Raw genomic sequence first — 18445 nt, forward strand, 5'->3', positions numbered from 1 at the left:
CGCCCCGCCGGGACGACTGGCTCATCGACGGATCGCTACGGCGCATCTCGTGGATCTTCGATCATCCTCGCCATCCACGCCTTGCGACGCCGCTGGCTTGTGCAGGCGACCCAGCACCACCCCTGGGCGGCGGGGGTGGCGGCGCTGGTGCTGCCGGGCTCGGAGTCACCCGCTCCGGGCGGGGCAACTGAACCCGCTGACCGTCGACGGCACCAACACCATCATCGATGACTGGATCACCCTGGCCGGAGGCCGCAACGCCGCCCAGATCAGTGGCAACGGCAAGCAGGTGACCAAGGAGCAGATCGCCAGCTGGAGCCCCGACGTGATCGTTTTCGCCAGCAGCACGATCGCCGGCAACGACACCGGGCAGCAGACACTGGACAAGCTGGCCACCGATCCGTTCTGGGCCAACGAGCCGGCACTGCGCAACCACCGGGCCTACATCAACCCGTCCGGCGTCTTCCTCTGGGACCGGTACGGCGTCGAGGGAGCACTGCAGATCCAGTGGGCAGCCAGGACCCTGAACCCCGACCTGTTCACCGATCAGAACATCGTCCAGAAAACGAAGACGTTCTATCACGACTTCCTGCACTACGACCTGACCGATGCCGAGGCGACACGAATCATCAACGCCCAGAATCCCGCATAGCGCAGGTTGCCGAAGAGCAGCCACATCCGAACGGTGTCGGTGGCCGGCTCCGCAAGAAGCGGGGAGCCGGCCACCCGCCGTTCCAGGACGGATCTCACCCGGGTGCCCGCGCACGTTCCGCGCGGTCGAAGCGGAACGTCGACGTCGGTACGTGCGTACCATCCGCCATGAGGTCTGCCGCGTACAGCCGATATCTCCTGGTGGCCGCCGCGTTCGCCGCGTTCGCCGCACTCACGCTGACCGCCTGCACGGACTCACCTGACCCCGGACCGTCTCCTGCTCGCCCGGGTGGCGGAAACTCGCGGCCGGTCGCAGGCCAGAACTGCGGGAGCGAACGGATCAGCCTGGATCGGCCGGAGCCCGCAGATGCCAGGCGGTGTTTCCTCGACGCGGTCGCCGCCAGGCGGGTGGCATCCCTGAAGAGCACGGTGCCCACCACCGAGGGCGATCCGATCGTCTACTTCCTCGCAAGTGACCAGCGAGGCACCATCACCGTTGTGATGGACACCAGTCAGGACGGTTTCCGCGGCACCGGTGTTCCCCCGCGCACACGCTACGTCTGCGCCTCGCTCGACCCCGTCCCGCGCATGCAACACGGCATCCCCGACGACATCAATGCCCACCTGCACGGCTGCGGCACCCCCACCCCGTTCTGAGACGGCGGCCGGACCACCTGCCTGGAGACGTTCGTTGTCGGGGCCAGGTCGATGCCAGGTCGACACCACGGCGGCGCTCAGGCCACGACGAGAACGACTTTCCCGCGGCCATGCCCGCTTTCGATGTTCCGGTGCGCGTCGGCGGCCTGATTGATTCCCACCAGCAGCGCGGACGCTCTGCGACAACGGAAAGACGCCGACCCTGCTGTCGCGCGGGACGGCTTCCCGGAGAAGGAGATTCGTGGAACGCCAGGAATCGTGTACATAGGAGAGTTCGACATCCAAACCACAAACATCGCCTGTGGTCCGTAGCGCCGGGCACGGTGGTCGTCGTCAGCCGGCGAAGGGAAGGACGGGCAGGCCGCGGGTGCCGGCGTCGATCGCGAAGATCGCGCCGGCGGCGGGGTGTCGGTCGGTGTCGGTGTCGAGCCGGGACGTCGTCACGTAGAGCGTGCCCAGGTCGGGGCCGCCGAAGGCGCAGGCGGTGGTCCGTGGCACGGGTAGCTCGATGACCTGGTCGAGGCTGCCGTTCTCGGCGAACCGGCAGACCGCGCCGCCGCCCCACAGCGCTGTCCAGACACCGCCGTCCGCGTCGACGGTGAGGCCGTCGGGCTGGCCCGGGCCGTCCGCGACCGCCGCCCAGGGGCGCCGTCCGGTGAGGCCGTCGGCGGGGTCGTAGTCGAACACGTCGATCCGGCGGGTGGGTGTGTCGACGTAGTAGGCCCGCGTGCCGTCGGGGCTCCAGGCCAGACCGTTGGAGATGGTGACCCCACTCAGGACGACGGTGGTCGTGGCGTCGGGATCCAGCCGGTGCAGGGAGCCGGCGCCGGGTGTCTCGTCGTAGGCCATCGAGCCGCAGTAGAAACGGCCGTGCGGGTCGCAACCGCCGTCGTTCATCCGCAGGCCGCGCGCCGCCGGCCACAGGCTCGGCAGCACCCGCCGGGACGTCGAACCCGCCGCGTCCGACCGGAAGGGCGACCCGGCGGGGGGTGCGTCGAGCAGGGCGAAGCCGCGTTCCAGTGCGACGACCGCGCCGCCGCTCGTTCTCGGCCGGATGGTCGCCGCGATCGTGCCGAGATGGTGGCGCTCGACGGCACCGGTCCTCGTGTCGAGGGCGAGGACGTCGCCCGCGAGGAGGTCGACGAGGTGCAGGCCGCCCCAGGCCGGCACCCACAGCGGCCCCTCGCCGTGGGTCGTCACGGGCCCGGTTACCTGGTCAACCGTGGTCACTGCGGGGACACCGGTGCCACGCTCGCGGTGTCGGGCACGTCGGGCACGTCTGGCGTGTCGGGCGTGTCGGTGGTGTCGGGTTGGAAGAGTCGGCCGTCGAGGCGTCGCGGCAGTCGCCACGGGTTGGCGTCGCGCAGCGCCTCGGGCAGCAGGTCGTCCGCCAGGTTCTGGTAGGTGACGGGGCGCAGGAACCGGCCGATGGAACTCGTCCCGACCGAGGTGAACAGCGAGGTGGTCGCCGGGTAGGGGCCACCGTGCGTCATCGCGTGGGTCACCGAGACGCCGGTGGGCCAGCCGTTCCAGAGCACCCGCCCGGCCCGCTCGGACAGTTCCTGCAGCAGCCCGCGGACCAGCGCGGCGTCCTGGGGATCGTCGGCCTCGCCGTGGATGGTCGCCGTCAGCTGGCCCTCGAGCACCCGGGCGGCGTCGAGCAGCTCGGCTGGGTCGGTGTAGGTGACCAGGACGGAGGCCGGTCCGAAGACCTCGGCGGCCAGCGCGTCCGGGTCGGCGACCAGCGCGGACACCGTCGCCGTCACCAGTGCCGGTCCGACCGGCGCTGGCACGTCCGATGCTGGCACGTCCGATGCTGGCACGTCCGGTGTTTCGGGCGTTCGCGTGTTGACGAGGATGGTGGCGGCCGGATGGGCGGTCAACGCGGCCAGGTCCCGGTCGTACCCGTCCTGGAGGCGGTCGTTGAGCATCGCGGCGCCCGGATGGCCCTCGAGGGCTTCGACCAGTGCCTGCTCGGCGGCACCCGCCGGGGCGAGCAGCAGGCCGGGCTTGGTGCAGAACTGGCCGGCGCCCAGGGTGAAGGACTCCACGAAGCCGGACCAGATCCGCGGGCCGCGGGCGCGGGCGGCGGCCGGGGTCACGAACACCGGGTTGATACTGCCCAGCTCGCCGTAGAACGGGATCGGGTCGGGGCGGCCCGCGGCCAGGTCGAACAGCAGCCGGCCGACCCGGGTGGATCCGGTGAACGCCGCCGCGCGGACCCGGTGGTCGACGAGGGCGGCCCGTCCGGTGTCGTCGCCTTCGAGCAGGGCGAAGACACCGCTCGGGGCTCCCGCGTCGGTGAGCGCCGCGACCACCAGCCGCGCGGTGTGCCGCGACAGCCGCGGATGGCCGGGATGTGCTTTGAGCAGAACCGGGCAGCCGGCGGCGAGGGCCGCGGCGGTGTCACCCCCGGCGACGCTGAAGGCGAAGGGGAAGTTCGACGCGGCGAAGACGAGGACCGGGCCGACCGGGACCATCATCCGACGCAGCTGTGGGCGCGGTCCGGTTGGCCAGTCCGAATCCGCGGTGTCCACGGCCACCTCCAGGTAGCCGCCGTCGTCGAGCAGGTCCGCGAACAACCGCAGCTGGAAGGTCGTGCGCACCAGTTCGCCGCGCAGCCGCGCCGGCGGCAGGTGGGTCTCCTCCCCCGCCAGGGCGGTCAGGCGGTCGGCGTCCGCGTCCAGTGTGGTGGCCACCGCGCGCAGGATGTCCGCGCGCCGGCTCGGTGCCAGCGCGGCGAACGGCCGGGCCGCGGCCTGGGCCGCCGCGAGCGGATCGGTACCGGCCGGCGGGGTGAGGGTCGGGGTCAATGGGTGCTCCCGCTCTGGGGTCTGTCCGTGCCCGCGGTCCGGTCTCACACGCGGAGCAGGATCTTGGTGATGTCGGATGACGGCGTGTCCAGCAGCGCCAACGCCCGCGCGGCGTCGTCGAGGGCGACCTCGTGGGTGATCAACGGCTCGGGGCGCAGCAGGCCGGCGGTGAACGCGCGGACCGCGTGTGTCCAGGCCCGTGAGGGCGCGCCGAACACCGTGTGCAGGGTGATTCCTCCGACGACGAGATCGACCGGTACCAACGGATGGTCCTCGGTCGAGGCCAGACCGGTCAGAACCACGTGGGCGCCGCGGCGTGCCAACGCGGTCGCCAGGTGGGCGCTGCCGGGCGCGCCGGCCGCCTCCACCACGACGTCGAAGCGCCGCCGCCAACGGGTGCCGGTGGCCGCCTCGTCGGGGCTGATCAGCGTGGTCGCGCCGCAGTCGACCGCGAGGTCGGCCCGGTGGGTGCGCGGGTCGACGGCGACGAGTTCGGCCGGTCCTCCCGCGGCGAGCAGCTGTGTGGCGAGCAGGCCCAGGGTCCCCGCGCCGACCACGGCGATCCGCATACCCGGCACGGCGCCGGCGAGCAGGCACGCGGCGGCGGCGCAGGCCGCTGGTTCCAGCACGGCGGCGGCACGCAGATCGATGCCGGCGGGCAGGGGGTGCAGCAGCGTGGCCGGCACGATCAGGTGGTCGGACCAGGCTCCGGGGCGGGTGAAGCCGGTCTCGTCGTACGGGCCGGCGCACAGGTTGGTGTCGCCGCGTCGGCAGGCGGCGCAGATCCGACACGACCACACTCCCTCCGCCACGACCGGCTGCCCGACCAGCGACGGCGCCACCCCCGGACCCACCGTTTCGACGGTGCCGGACCATTCGTGGCCGGGCAGCACCGGATAGCGGACGTAGCCGGCGGGTCGGGTGCCGCGCATGATCTCCCGGTCCGAACCGCACAGGCCCGCCCACGCCACCCTGACCAGGACCTCCCCGGCCGCCGGCGCCGCGGGTCGCGCCGGACGAACACGGAGCTGGCCGGGCGCGTCGATCCACACCGCCCGATCACCCACGGCTGCCACCTGGTGCTCCGGTGATACCACCGGCCGTGGCCTCGGACCGAACCGCGCGGGTCGGTCTCATGTCGACGGCCGCCGGTCGGCCGGCGTCACCGGTCGGGTACCGCGCAGTTCCCAGCCGTCGGCGTACAGGTCGAAGTGGGCGCCCTGGGAGGGGCGGTCGCGGATGAAGTCGACGTCGAGTTCCACGCCCAGGCCCGGGGCCGTGGGCAGCGCGAAGTATCCGTCGATGACCTCGGGCAGGCCGGGCGCGGCCTGTTTGACCTCCTCGTCGGCGAAGTCGTTGAAATGTTCCTGGATCTTGAAGTTGGGGGTGGTCGCGGCCAGGTGGAGGTTGGCGGCGGTCAGGACCGACCCGCCGACGTTGTGTGGGGCGATGAGCATGTAGTGGGTCTCCGCGGTGGCGGCGAGCTTGCGGGTCTCGGCGATGCCCCCGAGGTGGCCGATGTCGGGCTGGATGATGTCGGCGGCGCCGAGGTCGAACAGCTCGCGGTACTCGATGCGGTCGTGGATGCGTTCTCCGGTCGCGACCGGCAGCGGGATGCCGGCGGCGGCCTTCGCCAGCGCGCGCAGGTTCTCCGGTGGCACGGGCTCCTCGACCCAGGACGGCTCGAAGGGCACCAGCGCGGTGGCGATCCGGATCGCCTCGTGCGGGGAGAACCGGCCGTGCATCTCCACGAGGATCTCCACGTCCGGGCCGACCGCGTCCCGGACGGCCTCGACCAGGCTGATCGAGCGGCGGCGCTCGGCGGGTTCGAGTTCGGCCCAGCCTGGGCCGAACGGGTCGAACTTCAACGCGCGGTAGCCGCGTTCGACCACCCGGCGGGCGGCGGCGTGGAACTCCTGCGGCGTGCGCTCCACCGTGTACCAGCCGTTGGCGTACGCCTTGACCTGGTCGCGGACCTTACCGCCGAGCAGGCGCCACACCGGCTGGCCCAGCGCCTTGCCGATGATGTCCCAGCAGGCCATCTCCACACAGGCGATCCCGGACATGACGATCTCACCGGCCCGGCCGTAGTCGCCGCGTTTCATCCGTCCGACCAGCGACTCGATGTCGAACGGGTCGGAACCGAGCACGTGGTTGCCGGCCGCCTCGTCGAGGTAGCCGAGCAGGGCGCGGGTGTGGCCGAGCATCCGGGTCTCCCCGACCCCGACGAGCCCGTCGTCGGTGTGCAGCCGCACATAGGTCAGGTCCCGCCACGGTGTGCCCAGCACGAACGTCTCGAGCCTGGAGATCCTCACCGGGTCACCAGCCGCGGTGCGTCCTTCGGCTCGGTCCCGGTTGGTGGTTGTGCCGTCGGTACCGGAACCGCCAGGTCGGCCGCGGGCAGGGTCGAGCCGGTGGCCGTCGGCCCGTAGCGGGCCAGCAGCTCCAGGCCGATCTCGGCGCGGCGGACCCGTTCCCGGCCCAGTGCCACCGCCGTCGCGTTCAGATGGGTGCCCGCCGGATAGATGTTCGGCGCGTTGCGCAGCCCGAACTTCAGGTACACGGGGGCGGCGACGCGGACGATCTCCGCGATCTCGAAGTGCCGCACGAAGCCGCCCAGGTCGTCGGGCGCTTCGACGTAGAGGTCGATCGGGATGTCCACGGCGGCCCGGACCGCCGCGAGCTGGGCCAGTGACAGGTCCGTCGGCACGTTGTAGGAGTCGGCGCCCAGGCGGGCGGCGATCCGGATCGACGCCGGGTTCGCCAGGCCCATCTGGACGCTGGTCTTGAACCGCAGCCCGGCGGGCAGCTCGCCGGCGGCTCGCATGTCGGCCGCCAGGGACAGCACCCCGAGATCGGTGACCAGGACGCCGCGGATCCCCGCCTCACAGGTGCGGCGGATGTCCTCCAGCACGTGCACGAGCTGTTCGGTGCCGCGTGCCTGGGCGCCCAGGCCCGCGGCACCGGTGGCGAGCGCGGCCGCGCCGGTGTCCCAGCCGGCCAGCGGCCGGGCGAACAGGCTCACCTCGATCTGAGCGTCGGCGGCCACCCGCGCGAGGTCGTGCAGCTCACCGGTGGTCAGCAGCAGGCCACCGCTGCCCTGTGAGACGCGGTGCACGGTCACCCCGCGCCGGCCGGCCTCGTCCAACACCGCCTCCAGCGCCGCCGGACCCTCGACACTCGGAATCTCGACCCGGAAGGCGGCCCCGTCGGGGAAACGCCCGGCGCTGCTCGGCGCATCGTGCGGATCGGCACCGGGAAGGCCCGCGGCCCGTAGGAAATCGCGCGTTCGTTGCACTCTGACGCCCTCTCCTCGGCCATCCGGTCACGTCGCGCATCGTGTTACCGAGAACATGACGGCGATCCCGCGGCCGCGTGCGTATCGAACAGGCCGGCCGAGACTCACAGGTGAACCTCGGCCGTGATCACCAGCCGAACGATGTGAACGGTAACATCGCTCGATGCCGGCGTCCATGGCATCGGACGGGTACCCGCCGCGGCCACGGACCGAACCAGTCCGAACCAGTCCGAACCGGACCGGACCGATAGCCTGACGGCTGTCCACGGCTCTCAGGAGAGTGCGATGTGGCCCTAGAACCAGCCGATGCCGGTACCCGTTCGACCAGCCCGACCCTGGCCACCGGTCAGACCCTGGCCACCGGTGGGACCCGGGCCGCCGCGGCGGGAACGGGCGGTCCGCGCGCCGGGTCGGTCATGCGTGATGTCGCGAGGCTCGCGGGCGTCTCCCATCAGACGGTCTCGCGGGTACTCAACGACCATCCGCATGTGCGCGAGGAGACCCGCCAGCGCGTGCTCGAGGCGGTGGCGGCGCTCGGCTACCGCCGTAACCTGGCCGCCCGCGCACTCGTCACCCGCCGGACCGGCACGCTTGGCATCGTCGGATTCGAGACCACCCTGTTCGGGCCCGCGTCCGTGCTCTACGCGATCGAGGACGCGGCCCGCCGCGCCGGCTACTTCGTCAGCGTGACGACGATCCGGGACCTCGACCGCCGCTCGATCCTCGACGCCCTGGAGCGGCTGCGCATGCAGTCGGTCGAGGCGGTCATCGCGATCGCGCACAAGCCCGCTGTCACCGCGGCCCTCGCGCAGCTGCCCACCGCGTTTCCCCGCGTCGCGGTCGGCGGGTCTGGCGGCGAGGAGACGGTGCCCGGTGTCCGGGTGGACAACGTGGCCGGCGCGCGCCTGGCGACCCAGCACCTGCTCGACCTCGGTCACTCGACCGTGCACCACCTCGCCGGGCCAGCCGACTGGCCGGAAGCCCGCCAACGCGAGGAGGGCTGGCGCGCCACCCTGGAGGACGCCGGCGCCACGGTCCCACCCGTGCGCCCCCGGGACACCGCCCAACGGGCCTGGGACGCCAGGACCGGCTACGAGCAGGGCCGAACGCTCGCCCGGGACCCATCGGTGACCGCCGTCTTCTGCGCCAACGACGCCCTCGCACTCGGCGTCCTGCGCGCCCTGCACGAGGCCGGCCGCATCGTACCCGACGAGGTGAGCGTCGTCGGCTTCGACGACGCCCCGGAATCCGGCTACCTCATTCCGCCGCTGACCACCGTCCGGCAGGATTTCGCGGCGCTCGGCCAACAGGGCATCTCCCTGCTCCTCGACCAGTTCGACCACACCGACCACACCGACCACACCGACCAGCCGAGCGCGCCACGCCAGGTGGTGCTCCCGCCCGTCCTGATCCCACGGGCGAGTACCGCACCACCCGGATAACCGAGCGGACCCGCCGCGGTCCACGACATCGGCGGCCCTGCGAGTCGCTGACCGCCGCACCAACGTTCCCCACGCAGGATCGTGCGTTCTGCGCCGACTCGGCGGTCGCGGGAAGGAGACCCGTTGTGACACAGCTTCCGTTCACCAGGTGAACCCGGCCGTTCCATCTGTGTCTCTCTGTGACCGTGCGCAGGTCCGACAGGTCCGACAGGTCACATGCGGAAGGCGACGGCGATGTCCGATAACAGGCGTAGGTCGTCGACGCCTGAGCAATGGTTGAGACCTGTGGATCGGCCGGGAGGGGCGTACCTTCCCGGTGATCGAGGTTGAGGTCCCAGTCAGGCCGACGTTGACGCGTCGGTCGGGAAGGTACACCCGTGCTCACGGTAGTACCCGAGGACAGCACGCCCGAGAACGGCTCGACGGCCAGGCCGTCGCTGATTGATGAGATCGTCCGGGAAGGTGCCCGGCGGATGCTCGCGGCCGCGTTGGAAGCCGAGGTCGACGCCTACATCGCCGAACTCGCCGGCGAGCGTGACGATCGCGGCCGCCGGCTGGTGGTCCGTAACGGCCATGCCCAGCCCCGGCAGGTGATGACCGCCGCCGGTGCGGTCGAGGCCACCGCACCACGGGTCAACGACCGCAGGGTCGACGCGGACACCGGCGAACGGAAGAGGTTCTCCTCGGCGATCCTCCCGCCGTGGTGCCGCCGCTCCCCGAAGATCGCCGAGGTGTTGCCGCTGCTCTACCTGCACGGCCTGTCCTCGGGTGACTTCGTGCCCGCGTTGGAGCAGTTCCTCGGCTCGGGTGCCGGCCTGTCCGCCCCGGTGTTGGCAGTCGGGGACGGCGCGCTGGGGTTCTGGGCCGCGCTGCGTGAGGTGTTCCCCGCCACGGCGGAACAGCGCTGCTGGGTACACAGGACCGCGAACGTGCTGGGGGCGTTGCCGAAGTCGGCGCACCCCGGGGCGAAGAAACACCTCGCGGAGATCTACAACGCCGAGGACAAGACCCACGCCACCGCCGCGGCGAAGACGTTCGCCGCCGCCTACGAGACGAAGTTCCCCAAAGCCATCGCGAAGATCGTCGATGATTTGGACATGCTGCTGGCGTTCTACGACTACCCCGCCGAGCACTGGGTGCACCTACGGACCACGAACCCGATCGAGTCCACGTTCGCGACCGTCCGTCACCGCACCCGCGTCACCCAAGGGCCCGGTTCCCGGGCCGCCGGGCTGGCCATGGCGTCCAAGCTCATCGAGGCGACCCAGGCCCGCTGGCGGACGGTCAACGCACCCCACCTCGTCGCCCTCGTCCGCGCCGGCGCCGTCCTCGAAGCAGGCCAGCTCGTCGAACGCCCACAGGCACGCGCCGCATGAGCAGTCCCCGCCCCACTCACCCGGGGGCGCCGGCCCACGCCTCGGGAGCGCCAACCGGCAGAGTGATCGTGATGACCGGGCCACCTGGCGCAGGCAAGACCACGATCGCCCGACGGGTGGCCGACCGGCTCTCTCCCAGCGTGCACCTGCACGCCGACGACTTCTGGCACTTCATCCGCCAAGGCGCCATCGAGCCCTACCTACCCGAAGCGCACCACCAGAACACGATCGTCATCAACGTCGTGGCCCACACCGCGTTCGGCTACGCCGCCGGCGGCTACGACGTGATCTGCGACGGCATCATCGGCCCCTGGTTCCTCGACGCGTTCCGTGCCATCAGCACGACCAGCGGAATCGAGCTGCACTACCTCGTGCTGCGCCCCGACGAAGCAACGACGCTCCGCCGAGCCACCAGCCGAACCAGCACCGACGCGTTGACCGACCCCGAACCGATCCGCTCGCTTCACCACCAGTTCAGCAGCCTCGACACCCTCGAACCCCACGTGTTGGACTCCAGCCGCATGGATCCCGCGGCCACGGCCGGGGCCGCGTTGCACGGCATCACCAACAGCCACTACCAGCTCAGTTGATCTCCATCAGTCCGCCACACGACCCACAGGTTCTGACAATTCCTCGACCTTCTGGGCATCTTTTTCTCCCTGGACCGGCGAGTTTTTGTCACAGTGGTTCTGGATCAGCGCGGAAAGAAACGAACCGCGTTGATGTCGCCCGGATCCATGGGGCCGTTGGTACCGCGGGAGAACACCGCCCAACCCACCCCGGTGGGCGACACGGCGAGGGACGCGTTCACCTCGTTACCCAGCTTCCCATCCCCGATGGTGAGGTCACCGGTGCTGTCGAGGTCGACCGTGGTGAAGCGGGGACTGGCCGCGGTGGCGTTCCAGGACTGGGTGACGATCGCATGAGCGGGGCCGTAGTAGAGCCCGGGGAAGTTGGGGGGGCTGGTCGGCCGCGTCGGCACGGTCATCTGCAGCCCGGCGATCGCGATATGGCCGGCCTCGCCGGCGACGATGTTCGCGGTCGCCAGTGAGAACGTCGTTCCCGGCGCCATGACGTTGATCGGCGCGGTCCATGTGCGTGCGTGGTCGCGGGACAGGGACATGTGCACCTGGGTGTCGGTGTCATCGACCCAGACCGAGTAGACAGTCCCGGCCCTGTCGACGGCCACCCGCTGCGCTCCGGAGAGCTCACCGCAGGCCAGGCTCCCCGGCACCGGCTGCTGTCGCCAGGTCACCCCGTAGTCCTGGGACACGGCGATCATCTGGCGGCAGTTGTTCTCGGGTATCCACGGGTAGGTCGTGTTCTGGAAACGGGTGGGGTCGAAGAGGGTGAACTCGGGATAGTCGAAGTAGATGGTCCCGTCCGAGGCCGTCACGCCGATGCCACCCTCGGTGGTGGCCGACGCGATCCTGTCCATCCGCTGGAACGTCGCACCGCCGTCCAGTGAGCGGTAGACGAAGCGCTGCCCACCCACCAGGTGGATTCCCACGCCGAGAAAGTAGATCGCGCTCGGGTAGAGGTTCCCCCGCGGGGCCGGCCCCGTGACGATCTTTCCCCAGTCGTAGGTGTCGCAGGCGATGGTCCTCCCGGTCCAGGTCGCCCCGAGGTTGTCGCTCCAGGACACCACCGACCCGGATGTCCCACCGCAGGAGGCGGCGGCCATGCTGGTCAGATAGTAGATCCGATCGGTCCGCGCATCGATGTGCACGAAGCCGTGCACTCCCACGGAGTGGCTGTCACCGTTGGCCAGGTCCGGGACGGGTACCGACGTCCAGTGGCGGCCGTTGTCGATCGACCGCAGGACACCGCCCGTCGCGCGGGCTATGAAAAGCGCCCCGGTACGCGAGATCTGGATCGAGGGCGACACGTCCTTGAAGCCGGTCGGATACAAGCAGCCCTGAGACAACGAGGGCAGTACGTTCGTTCGACCCGGAACATGATTCTGGGCTCTTACACACTGCAGGCCGGCCGGTGGCCCGGAAATCAAATCGACCGGTTTTACATTCAGTCTGGCCTCAGGATGACCCGCCACCTCGGCGTTCTGTACCACCCCTGGCGCACACCCGAGTGCCAGGGCCATCAAGAGCAGCACCAGCGCGGAAACTCGCACCCCTCTGTGCATGACCACCTCCCGTGTCCGTACACTCCCGTATTCGTACGCCAGCTCCGCCCTCGATCAGCCCGACAGCCTGAACCGAGATTTCCTGATCGACCAGGAGGAGCCTTGACAATAGAGCTCACCGTCCGATTTTTCTACCCGCGCTTCCACCTTCAGGCGAGATCACATCGGCATCTAACACAGGCGAACGTCCCTGCCCGGACAATAATGCAGACGACCCGACCACCTCGGCATTTTGCCGGTTGGTACATGAGGTTCACAATCTTTCGCGGCAAGCGCCCGGACCGCGGATGGACAGGCACGAAGGTGAGCCAGAGCGGCAGTACGTTCGATCTCGTCGGGTGACATCGGAGCTGACGGCGAACTCGACGAGACGTGGTGTCAGCCGCGGTTCGCCTACCGGGGCTTCCGCCACCTCGAGGTGGACGGTCTCGACCGCCCGCTGGTCAGCGACGATGTCGAGGCGATCGTGCTCTCCAGCGAGCTGGCACCGGTCGGGGCCTTCGCGTGCTCCGAGCCACGGGTCGACCGGCGACGCGCAGGTCTTCGCTCCCACCGCCACCCACATCATGGACGTGCGGTCGTTCTTCCGTCGGTACCTGCGTGACCTCGCCGCCGAGCAGCACGAGGACGGCCGAATCCCCGGTTTCGTACCGGGTGACAACCCGCGCCGCGGTGAGGCTCCCCCGCAGAGGTTGATCTCGGCGTCCGCCGGCTTCGCTGGGGACACTGCGCTGCGAGCCGCCTGCACCACGACGCTCGGCCGAATGGTGCCGGTGTCGCGCCGCCCGGGCGGCACGAGGCCGGGACACCGCTCCCGCCCCGGTACCTGCCGAGGCGGGCAAGTCTGCTGTTGACGGTCAACTTGCCCGTGGCAATACTCTCCGGATGGACACGGCGGCGTCATCCCTGCGTGAGCGCTCGAAGGCCAGGCGGCGCCACTCCATCCAACGTGCCGCGATACGCCTGTTCGCCGAACACGGGTACGACGGCACGACCATCGCGGACGTTGCCGAGGCGGCCGAAGTCGCCCCACGCACCGTGTCGATGTACTTCCCGAACAAGATTGATATCGCGATGTCGGCATCCAACGACATGTCCGCGCGGCTGACCGCGACGTTCAGGGCAAACCCCAGGCTGCCCTTCACCGACGTCATCGACCTGTGGCTCGTCGACGTGGTCGAGTCGCTCGATGTGGATCTGGCTGTGTCGATGGCCGCGATGTTCGATACCAATCCCCCGCTACGCGCGGTATCGACAGCACACATCATGGAGGCGACCGGTCTGAGCACGCCCGCACTCGTGGCACAGCTTGGCCTGGCCGCCGACGATCCTCTGATCGCCATCGTGTACGCGGCGGTGAGCTCCGCCATCACCGAGTACATCGCGTCCGTTCTGACATCCGGGGGCACGCGGGTCATGCACGATCAGTTTGTTCGCTACCTGCGTGCCGTCATCGGCGCGGCCCGTCCGGGCTGAGACACGACGGGGGCCGGCGGGGGCATGGCCGTCCGGCCACGTCCCCGCCGGCCCCCTGCGCACCGGTGTGTCCGGATCAGTCCTCGATCGGGGTCGCACCCACGACCTTGTAGGCCCCCGGGTTGCCCGTGGCATCCAGGGTGGACACGATGCCGCCACGGACGCAGGTCGACGGCGCTGTGGGATCGGCCTTGCCGTTGCAGCGGAACCCAAGTCCCAGCGAGCCGGGAATCTCGCGCTCCGGCATGCCCTTGAACGCCTTGATCACGGACTGCGACGTGATGTCGCCGGTGATCCCCTGAAGGGCCGACTGGAACGCGGCGACCTCGGTGAACGCGGTCATGCCGATGGCCCGGGTCGTGTCGATCCCGCTGCCGTACGTCTTCGCCACCGCGTTGTACAGGCGCGTCGCGGGGTTGTCCTGCCCGATCGGCACCGTCGCGGAGATCGTGATGCCCTTGAGCTGCGAACCGGGCACGGCCTTGCGGGTCGCGTCCGTGACGCACGACGAGATGGCGGCGACCTGGCCGGTGTACCCGACCGCCCGCAGCCCGTTCAGAGCGCTGATGCAGAAGGAGTCGTTGCCCAGGATGAAGACGAGCCCGGGGTCCTTGCTGGTGAGGTTCTGGATCTGCGGAGTCATGTCCGCGGTTCCCGGCGGAACGGCGACGACATTGATATCGAGACCGGCCTTCCTGAGCAACGCGGGCGCGGTCGTCTTCAGACCGTCCAGCGCGGCCGGAACGTCGATCACGATGTAGGTGACCTTCTTCAGGCCAGCGCTCTTCGCCTGCTGGAGCGGCAGAATGATCCCGCCGAAGTTACCGTCCGAGATCGTGAAGGTCGACTCCCTGTCGGACCGCATCGCATCGTTGACCCCGCTGTAGACCAGCGTGGGGACGTGAGCGGCGTGCAACGGCTCCCAGATGCTCGCGAGCACCGGGGACCCCCCGATGATGACGGCGACGACCTTGTCCTCGATCATCTGGTTCGCGCAGTCGGCCGCCTTGGCCGGGTCCGCCTGCGCCTCACAGGTCACCAGCTTGATGGGCCGGCCGCCGATCCCTGACTTGCGCTCGTTGAGATAGGCGACGGTTGCCTTGGCGGCCGTGAGCTCGATCGAGTTGTCGGCGACCTGGCTCTTGCCGTCCGAGATCAGCCCGATCTGCACCGGCGCACCGGACGCCCGGGCGATCGGGCCCAACAGGTCGCCCGAGGAACTCACGGAGGCCTGCGGGCCGGCGGGCTTGTCGTCCCCGCTGCTGCCGCACGCGGCAACGAGGGCCAGCACGGCGGCGGCCACACCCGCCAGGGCGCCTAACTGGCGGCCCGACGAACGCTTGACCACTCGCCTTCGACGTGCCTGGTCCGACGGACAGCTCTGGTCTCTCATGGCACCTGTCTCGTTTCTGTGCTGGTCGTTTTCGCCAAAATCAGCTGGTGCGACGGAGGAAAACAGGGACGTCCACGGGCGCGATAAGTCGACATAATCCTGCGGCCACGGAACAGGCCGGTGTCGCCCGGCGGGGCCAGAATCAGGAAGCTACAGCACGGTTGAAGCATCCCCAGCAAACGCTGTCGCTGCGACTTCCCAGCGTTCCCAGCTGACATGGTGGCGACCTTAGCGATACTCGAGAATGACGTCAATATTAACTCTCCCCCGCGTCCGGGGCGCGGACGCCGTGACCGGATCCGGCCACGCTACCGGCACTCCGCCTCGCGCCCCGACTTCTTTTTGCAGGCACTGCACCATCCATGGCAAGAATGCTGCGAGCGGCACTCGGATGGCAGACTTTCCCGAGCGGATTACTGACCCCTGGACGGCCATGGATGTTCGCGGGATCCCACGGCCCGCGGACGGTGGCGCGCGGCCAGAACAGGGCAGGCCCGCGCCCGCCCGGGTGCCCGGGTGCCCGGGTGCCCCTCCAGCCTGGATGTGCCGCCAGGATCGACCCGAGCGCCTCGGGCCGCACTTGACCGCACCAGGACACTCGTGCAATTATTCCCGAACGGGAAATATAGAGTGCGAGCAGGCGGCCCGCTCCACGGACATCATCCGGTCGGCGCACCGCCATGGCTCCTGGCCGCTGGCCTCGTCGGGGTCCTGCTCGTCTCGGGCTCCGCCGCGACGAGCAGGGGTATGGCCACACCCACCAGAAGGGGAAGATCATGACTCGCGCCGCCGTGCGGTTCCCCTACCAGGACGCCGCCCTGTCCATCGACCAGCGCGTCGAGGACCTGCTCGCGCGGATGGACCTCAGGGACAAGGCCGGGCTGCTGTTCCAACCGATGGCGCAGATCGGCGGATTCGACGAGCCGGGCCCGTTCGGCAAGCCGCCGACGCGCGCATTGCTCGACCGCCGCATCAACCACGTCAACATCCTGTTCGTGCCCTCCGCGCGGGAGATCGCGCAGTGGCACAACGCCATCCAGCAGCAGGCCCTCCAGAACGGCCTCGGCATCCCGATCACCGTCTCCAGCGACCCCCGGCACTCCTTCACCAACAACCCGGCGATGGCGCTGCTGTCCGGCCCCTTCTCCCAGTGGCCCGAGCCGCTCGGTTTCGCGGCCGTCGGGTCGGCGGAGCTGGTCGAGCGGTTCGCCGACGTGACCCGCCGGGAGTATCTGGCCGTCGGTATCCGCACCGCGCTGCATCCCCAGATCGATCTGGCCACCGAGCCCCGGTGGTCGCGCACCTTCGGCACCTTCGGAGCGGATGCCACCCTGGCCGCCCGGCTGGGGGTCGCCTACGTCCGGGGTCTGCAGGGCGAGCAGGTCGGAGCGCGGTCCGTCTCGGCCATGGCCAAGCACTTTCCCGGCGGCGGTCCCCAGAAGGACGGCGAGGACCCGCACTTCCCCTACGGCCGGGAGCAGGTCTACCCCGGCGGCCAGTTCGATCTGCATCTCGAGCCCTTCCGGGCGGTCATCGCCGCCGGAGTCTCGCAGATCATGCCGTACTACGGGATGCCGGTCGGCACGCCGTACGAGGAGGTCGGCTTCAGTTTCAACCAGGGCATCGTGACGGGGCTGCTGCGCGAACAACTGGGCTTCGACGGCATCGTGTGCAGCGACTGGGGCATCATCTCCCACACCTGCTGGGGAGTGGAGCACCTGAGCCACGCCGAACGCATGGCCAGGGCCCTGGACGCGGGAATCGACCAGTTCGGTGGCGAGGATGACGTCGACGTCCTGCTGGGCCTGCTCGCCGACGGCACCGTCAGCGAGCAGCGGATCGACACCTCGGTACGCCGCCTGCTGCGCGAGAAGTTCCGGCTCGGTCTGTTCGAGCACCGGTTCGTGGATGCCGACCAGGCCGACGCGATCGTGGGTGGCCCCGAGGCACGGGCCGCGGGTCTGGCCGCTCAGGCACGCGCGCACACCCTGCTCAAGAACGCCGAGAGCGGCCCCGCCCGCCTGCCGCTGCGCGGTTCGCCCCGGCTCTACCTCGAGGGTCTCGCGCCCGAGGCGATCGGCGAGCGGGCCCAGGTCGTCGCGACTGTCGCCGAGGCCGACGTCGCCGTGCTGCGCCTGGTCACACCCTGGGAGCAGCGGGGAGAGCCCGGCACCTACGAGACGTTCTTCCACGCCGGCTCCCTGGCGTTCTCCGCCGAGGAGGTGGCTCGGATCCGGGAGATCTGCCGAACCGTACCTACCGTGATCGACATCTACCTCGAACGCCCCGCGATCCTCGCGGACCTCACGGACGCCACCGCGTCCCTCATCGCCAACTTCGGCGCCTCGCCGGAGGCGTTCGTCCGGATCCTGTTCGGGGAGGCCGAGCCGCAGGGGCGGTTGCCCTTCGATCTTCCCTCCTCCATGGCCGCGGTCGAGGCAGGTCACAGCGACGTGCCCTTCGACGCGGTGAACCCGACCTTCGGCTTCGGGTTCGGCCTGCGGTACACCTGACCGAGGCGGCCGCAGGAGAGAGGGAGAACAGAACGATGAGCCTGCGTGGTCGCGGCCTCAAGATGGTGATGAAGCCCTTCGCGCGGATACGATCCACGCAGGTGGCCGCGCTCGGCGCCGCACCGGGCAGTGTGGTCGTTCTGGGGGACGGCCTCGCGGCCAGCGGCAACTGGGAGGAGTGGTTCGCGGGTGTTCCCGTGCGCAACTTCGGGATCGACGCCTTGCTGATCGATGAGCTCCGTTCGCTTCTTCCGCATCTGGGTGCGCCCTGCGCTGTCGTCGTCCTGATCGGCACGAGCGACCTGTTGGGGCTGGGCGGATCGGGCGAACCCCGGCGGGCGGCCGAGCGTCTGGCCCGCGCCGTCGAGGCCCTCCAGGCCCGGGTCGGGACCGCACCCGTCGTTGTCGTCGGCGTCCCGCCCCGCCACCTGGTGCGCGCGGCCGTCGACCGGTTCAACCGGCGCGCCGCCGACCTGGTGGCGGCCCGAGGGGCGGTGTTCGTGGACGTGACGACAGCCCAGACCGAGCAGGACGCCAGCGATGGCTTCCTGCTGTCCGTCGGCCGCTGGGATGCGGCCGTGTACGCCGCCGTCGCGGCCGCGGTTCGCCCCGTTACCTTCTTGGTGGCCCCGCAACGGGGCTCCCGGCCTCCGGACCTGGCATGACTTGAGCCCCTCGTCGGT

At 70.1% G+C, this 18445-nt stretch carries 15 protein-coding genes and 2 pseudogenes; 10 read left to right on the forward strand and 7 right to left on the reverse strand.

The window, feature by feature from the left end; genetic code table 11:
• Positions 1–97 precede the first annotated feature (97 nt).
• Together MXD59_RS20665 and MXD59_RS20670 are read left to right on the forward strand one after the other, a co-directional pair.
• Positions 98–652, forward strand: a complete 555-nt coding sequence (locus MXD59_RS20665; RefSeq protein WP_248826283.1) for an ABC transporter substrate-binding protein — start codon at positions 98–100, stop codon at positions 650–652.
• 167 nt (positions 653–819) lie between these two features.
• Entirely contained in the window at positions 820–1308 is a 489-nt protein-coding gene (locus MXD59_RS20670) for a DUF4362 domain-containing protein (RefSeq protein WP_248826284.1), read from the forward strand.
• Positions 1309–1641: 333 nt separating this feature from the next.
• Here the strand turns inward: MXD59_RS20670 and MXD59_RS20675 are convergent, their stop codons facing one another.
• From MXD59_RS20675 to MXD59_RS20695, 5 genes are all read right to left on the reverse strand, one after another.
• Positions 1642–2508: an SMP-30/gluconolactonase/LRE family protein gene (locus tag MXD59_RS20675; RefSeq protein WP_248813073.1), complete on the reverse strand. Its 867-nt coding sequence runs from the start codon at positions 2506–2508 to the stop codon at positions 1642–1644.
• 26 nt (positions 2509–2534) lie between these two features.
• Entirely contained in the window at positions 2535–4121 is a 1587-nt protein-coding gene (locus tag MXD59_RS20680) for an aldehyde dehydrogenase (NADP(+)) (RefSeq protein ID WP_248826285.1), read from the reverse strand.
• A 44-nt stretch (positions 4122–4165) separates the two neighbouring features.
• Positions 4166–5188: a zinc-dependent alcohol dehydrogenase gene (locus MXD59_RS20685; RefSeq protein WP_248826286.1), complete on the reverse strand. Its 1023-nt coding sequence runs from the start codon at positions 5186–5188 to the stop codon at positions 4166–4168.
• Positions 5189–5254: 66 nt separating this feature from the next.
• Positions 5255–6436: a mandelate racemase/muconate lactonizing enzyme family protein gene (locus tag MXD59_RS20690; protein WP_248826287.1), complete on the reverse strand. Its 1182-nt coding sequence runs from the start codon at positions 6434–6436 to the stop codon at positions 5255–5257.
• Positions 6433–7419 carry a U32 family peptidase gene (locus MXD59_RS20695; protein WP_248826288.1) on the reverse strand — a complete coding sequence of 329 codons (987 nt, stop codon included), beginning with the start codon at positions 7417–7419 and terminating at the stop codon, positions 6433–6435. Before MXD59_RS20695 ends, MXD59_RS20690 begins: the two co-directional genes overlap by 4 nt.
• Before the next feature lie 287 nt (positions 7420–7706).
• Here MXD59_RS20695 and MXD59_RS20700 point away from each other — a divergent pair, with 287 nt between their 5' ends.
• The 3 genes from MXD59_RS20700 to MXD59_RS20710 all read left to right on the forward strand — a co-directional run bounded on the left by MXD59_RS20700 (position 7707) and on the right by MXD59_RS20710 (position 10827).
• Positions 7707–8861, forward strand: a complete 1155-nt coding sequence (locus MXD59_RS20700; RefSeq protein WP_248826289.1) for a LacI family DNA-binding transcriptional regulator — start codon at positions 7707–7709, stop codon at positions 8859–8861.
• 377 nt (positions 8862–9238) lie between these two features.
• Positions 9239–10237 (forward strand): transposase, encoded by a 999-nt coding sequence (locus MXD59_RS20705; protein ID WP_248826290.1) that lies wholly within the window; start codon positions 9239–9241, stop codon positions 10235–10237.
• A gap of 71 nt (positions 10238–10308) precedes the next feature.
• Positions 10309–10827, forward strand: coding sequence for an AAA family ATPase (locus MXD59_RS20710; protein WP_248826291.1), 519 nt, complete (start codon positions 10309–10311; stop codon positions 10825–10827).
• A 104-nt stretch (positions 10828–10931) separates the two neighbouring features.
• Here MXD59_RS20710 and MXD59_RS20715 read toward each other — a convergent pair whose 3' ends face one another.
• Positions 10932–12149, reverse strand: coding sequence for a sialidase family protein (locus MXD59_RS20715; RefSeq protein WP_248826292.1), 1218 nt, complete (start codon positions 12147–12149; stop codon positions 10932–10934).
• 574 nt (positions 12150–12723) lie between these two features.
• On the opposite strand from MXD59_RS20715, the pseudogene MXD59_RS27460 reads away from it, so the two are divergent.
• The 3 genes and pseudogenes from MXD59_RS27460 to MXD59_RS20720 all read left to right on the forward strand — a co-directional run.
• Positions 12724–12840: pseudogene (locus MXD59_RS27460) on the forward strand (hypothetical protein); the annotation flags it as partial.
• Positions 12803–13234 (forward strand): annotated as a pseudogene (locus MXD59_RS27465) (alpha-L-rhamnosidase-related protein); the annotation flags it as partial. The pseudogenes MXD59_RS27460 and MXD59_RS27465, both read left to right, overlap by 38 nt.
• A 31-nt stretch (positions 13235–13265) precedes the next feature.
• Entirely contained in the window at positions 13266–13856 is a 591-nt protein-coding gene (locus MXD59_RS20720; RefSeq protein WP_248826293.1) for a TetR/AcrR family transcriptional regulator, read from the forward strand.
• Between the two features lie 76 nt (positions 13857–13932).
• On the opposite strand, the gene MXD59_RS20725 is transcribed toward MXD59_RS20720, so the two are convergent.
• The gene (locus tag MXD59_RS20725; RefSeq protein ID WP_248826294.1) at positions 13933–15204 is read right to left on the reverse strand and encodes an ABC transporter substrate-binding protein; all 1272 of its coding nucleotides are present in this window, start codon (positions 15202–15204) and stop codon (positions 13933–13935) included.
• Between the two features lie 821 nt (positions 15205–16025).
• Between MXD59_RS20725 and MXD59_RS20730 the strand changes: the two genes are divergently transcribed.
• Together MXD59_RS20730 and MXD59_RS20735 are read left to right on the forward strand one after the other, a co-directional pair.
• Complete coding sequence (locus MXD59_RS20730; RefSeq protein ID WP_248826295.1) at positions 16026–17762, forward strand: glycoside hydrolase family 3 protein; 1737 nt, start codon at positions 16026–16028, stop codon at positions 17760–17762.
• A gap of 35 nt (positions 17763–17797) precedes the next feature.
• A complete protein-coding gene (locus tag MXD59_RS20735) occupies positions 17798–18427 on the forward strand; it encodes a GDSL-type esterase/lipase family protein (RefSeq protein ID WP_248826296.1) in 630 nt (209 codons plus the stop codon).
• The last annotated feature ends 18 nt before the right edge of the window (positions 18428–18445 follow it).

Origin of the sequence: Frankia umida, from assembly GCF_023242945.1 — a bacterium.
Classification (GTDB): domain Bacteria; phylum Actinomycetota; class Actinomycetes; order Frankiales; family Frankiaceae; genus Frankia; species Frankia umida.

Excerpts from the sequence above, each read along its gene's own strand:
- MXD59_RS20735 (WP_248826296.1), top strand. The coding sequence starts at position 17,798 with ATGAGCCTGCGTGGTCGCGGCCTCAAGATGGTGATGAAGCCCTTCGCG.
- MXD59_RS20730 (WP_248826295.1), top strand. The coding sequence starts at position 16,026 with ATGACTCGCGCCGCCGTGCGGTTCCCCTACCAGGACGCCGCCCTGTCC.
- MXD59_RS20710 (WP_248826291.1), top strand. The coding sequence starts at position 10,309 with ATGACCGGGCCACCTGGCGCAGGCAAGACCACGATCGCCCGACGGGTG.
- MXD59_RS20670 (WP_248826284.1), top strand. The coding sequence starts at position 820 with ATGAGGTCTGCCGCGTACAGCCGATATCTCCTGGTGGCCGCCGCGTTC.
- MXD59_RS20720 (WP_248826293.1), top strand. The coding sequence starts at position 13,266 with ATGGACACGGCGGCGTCATCCCTGCGTGAGCGCTCGAAGGCCAGGCGG.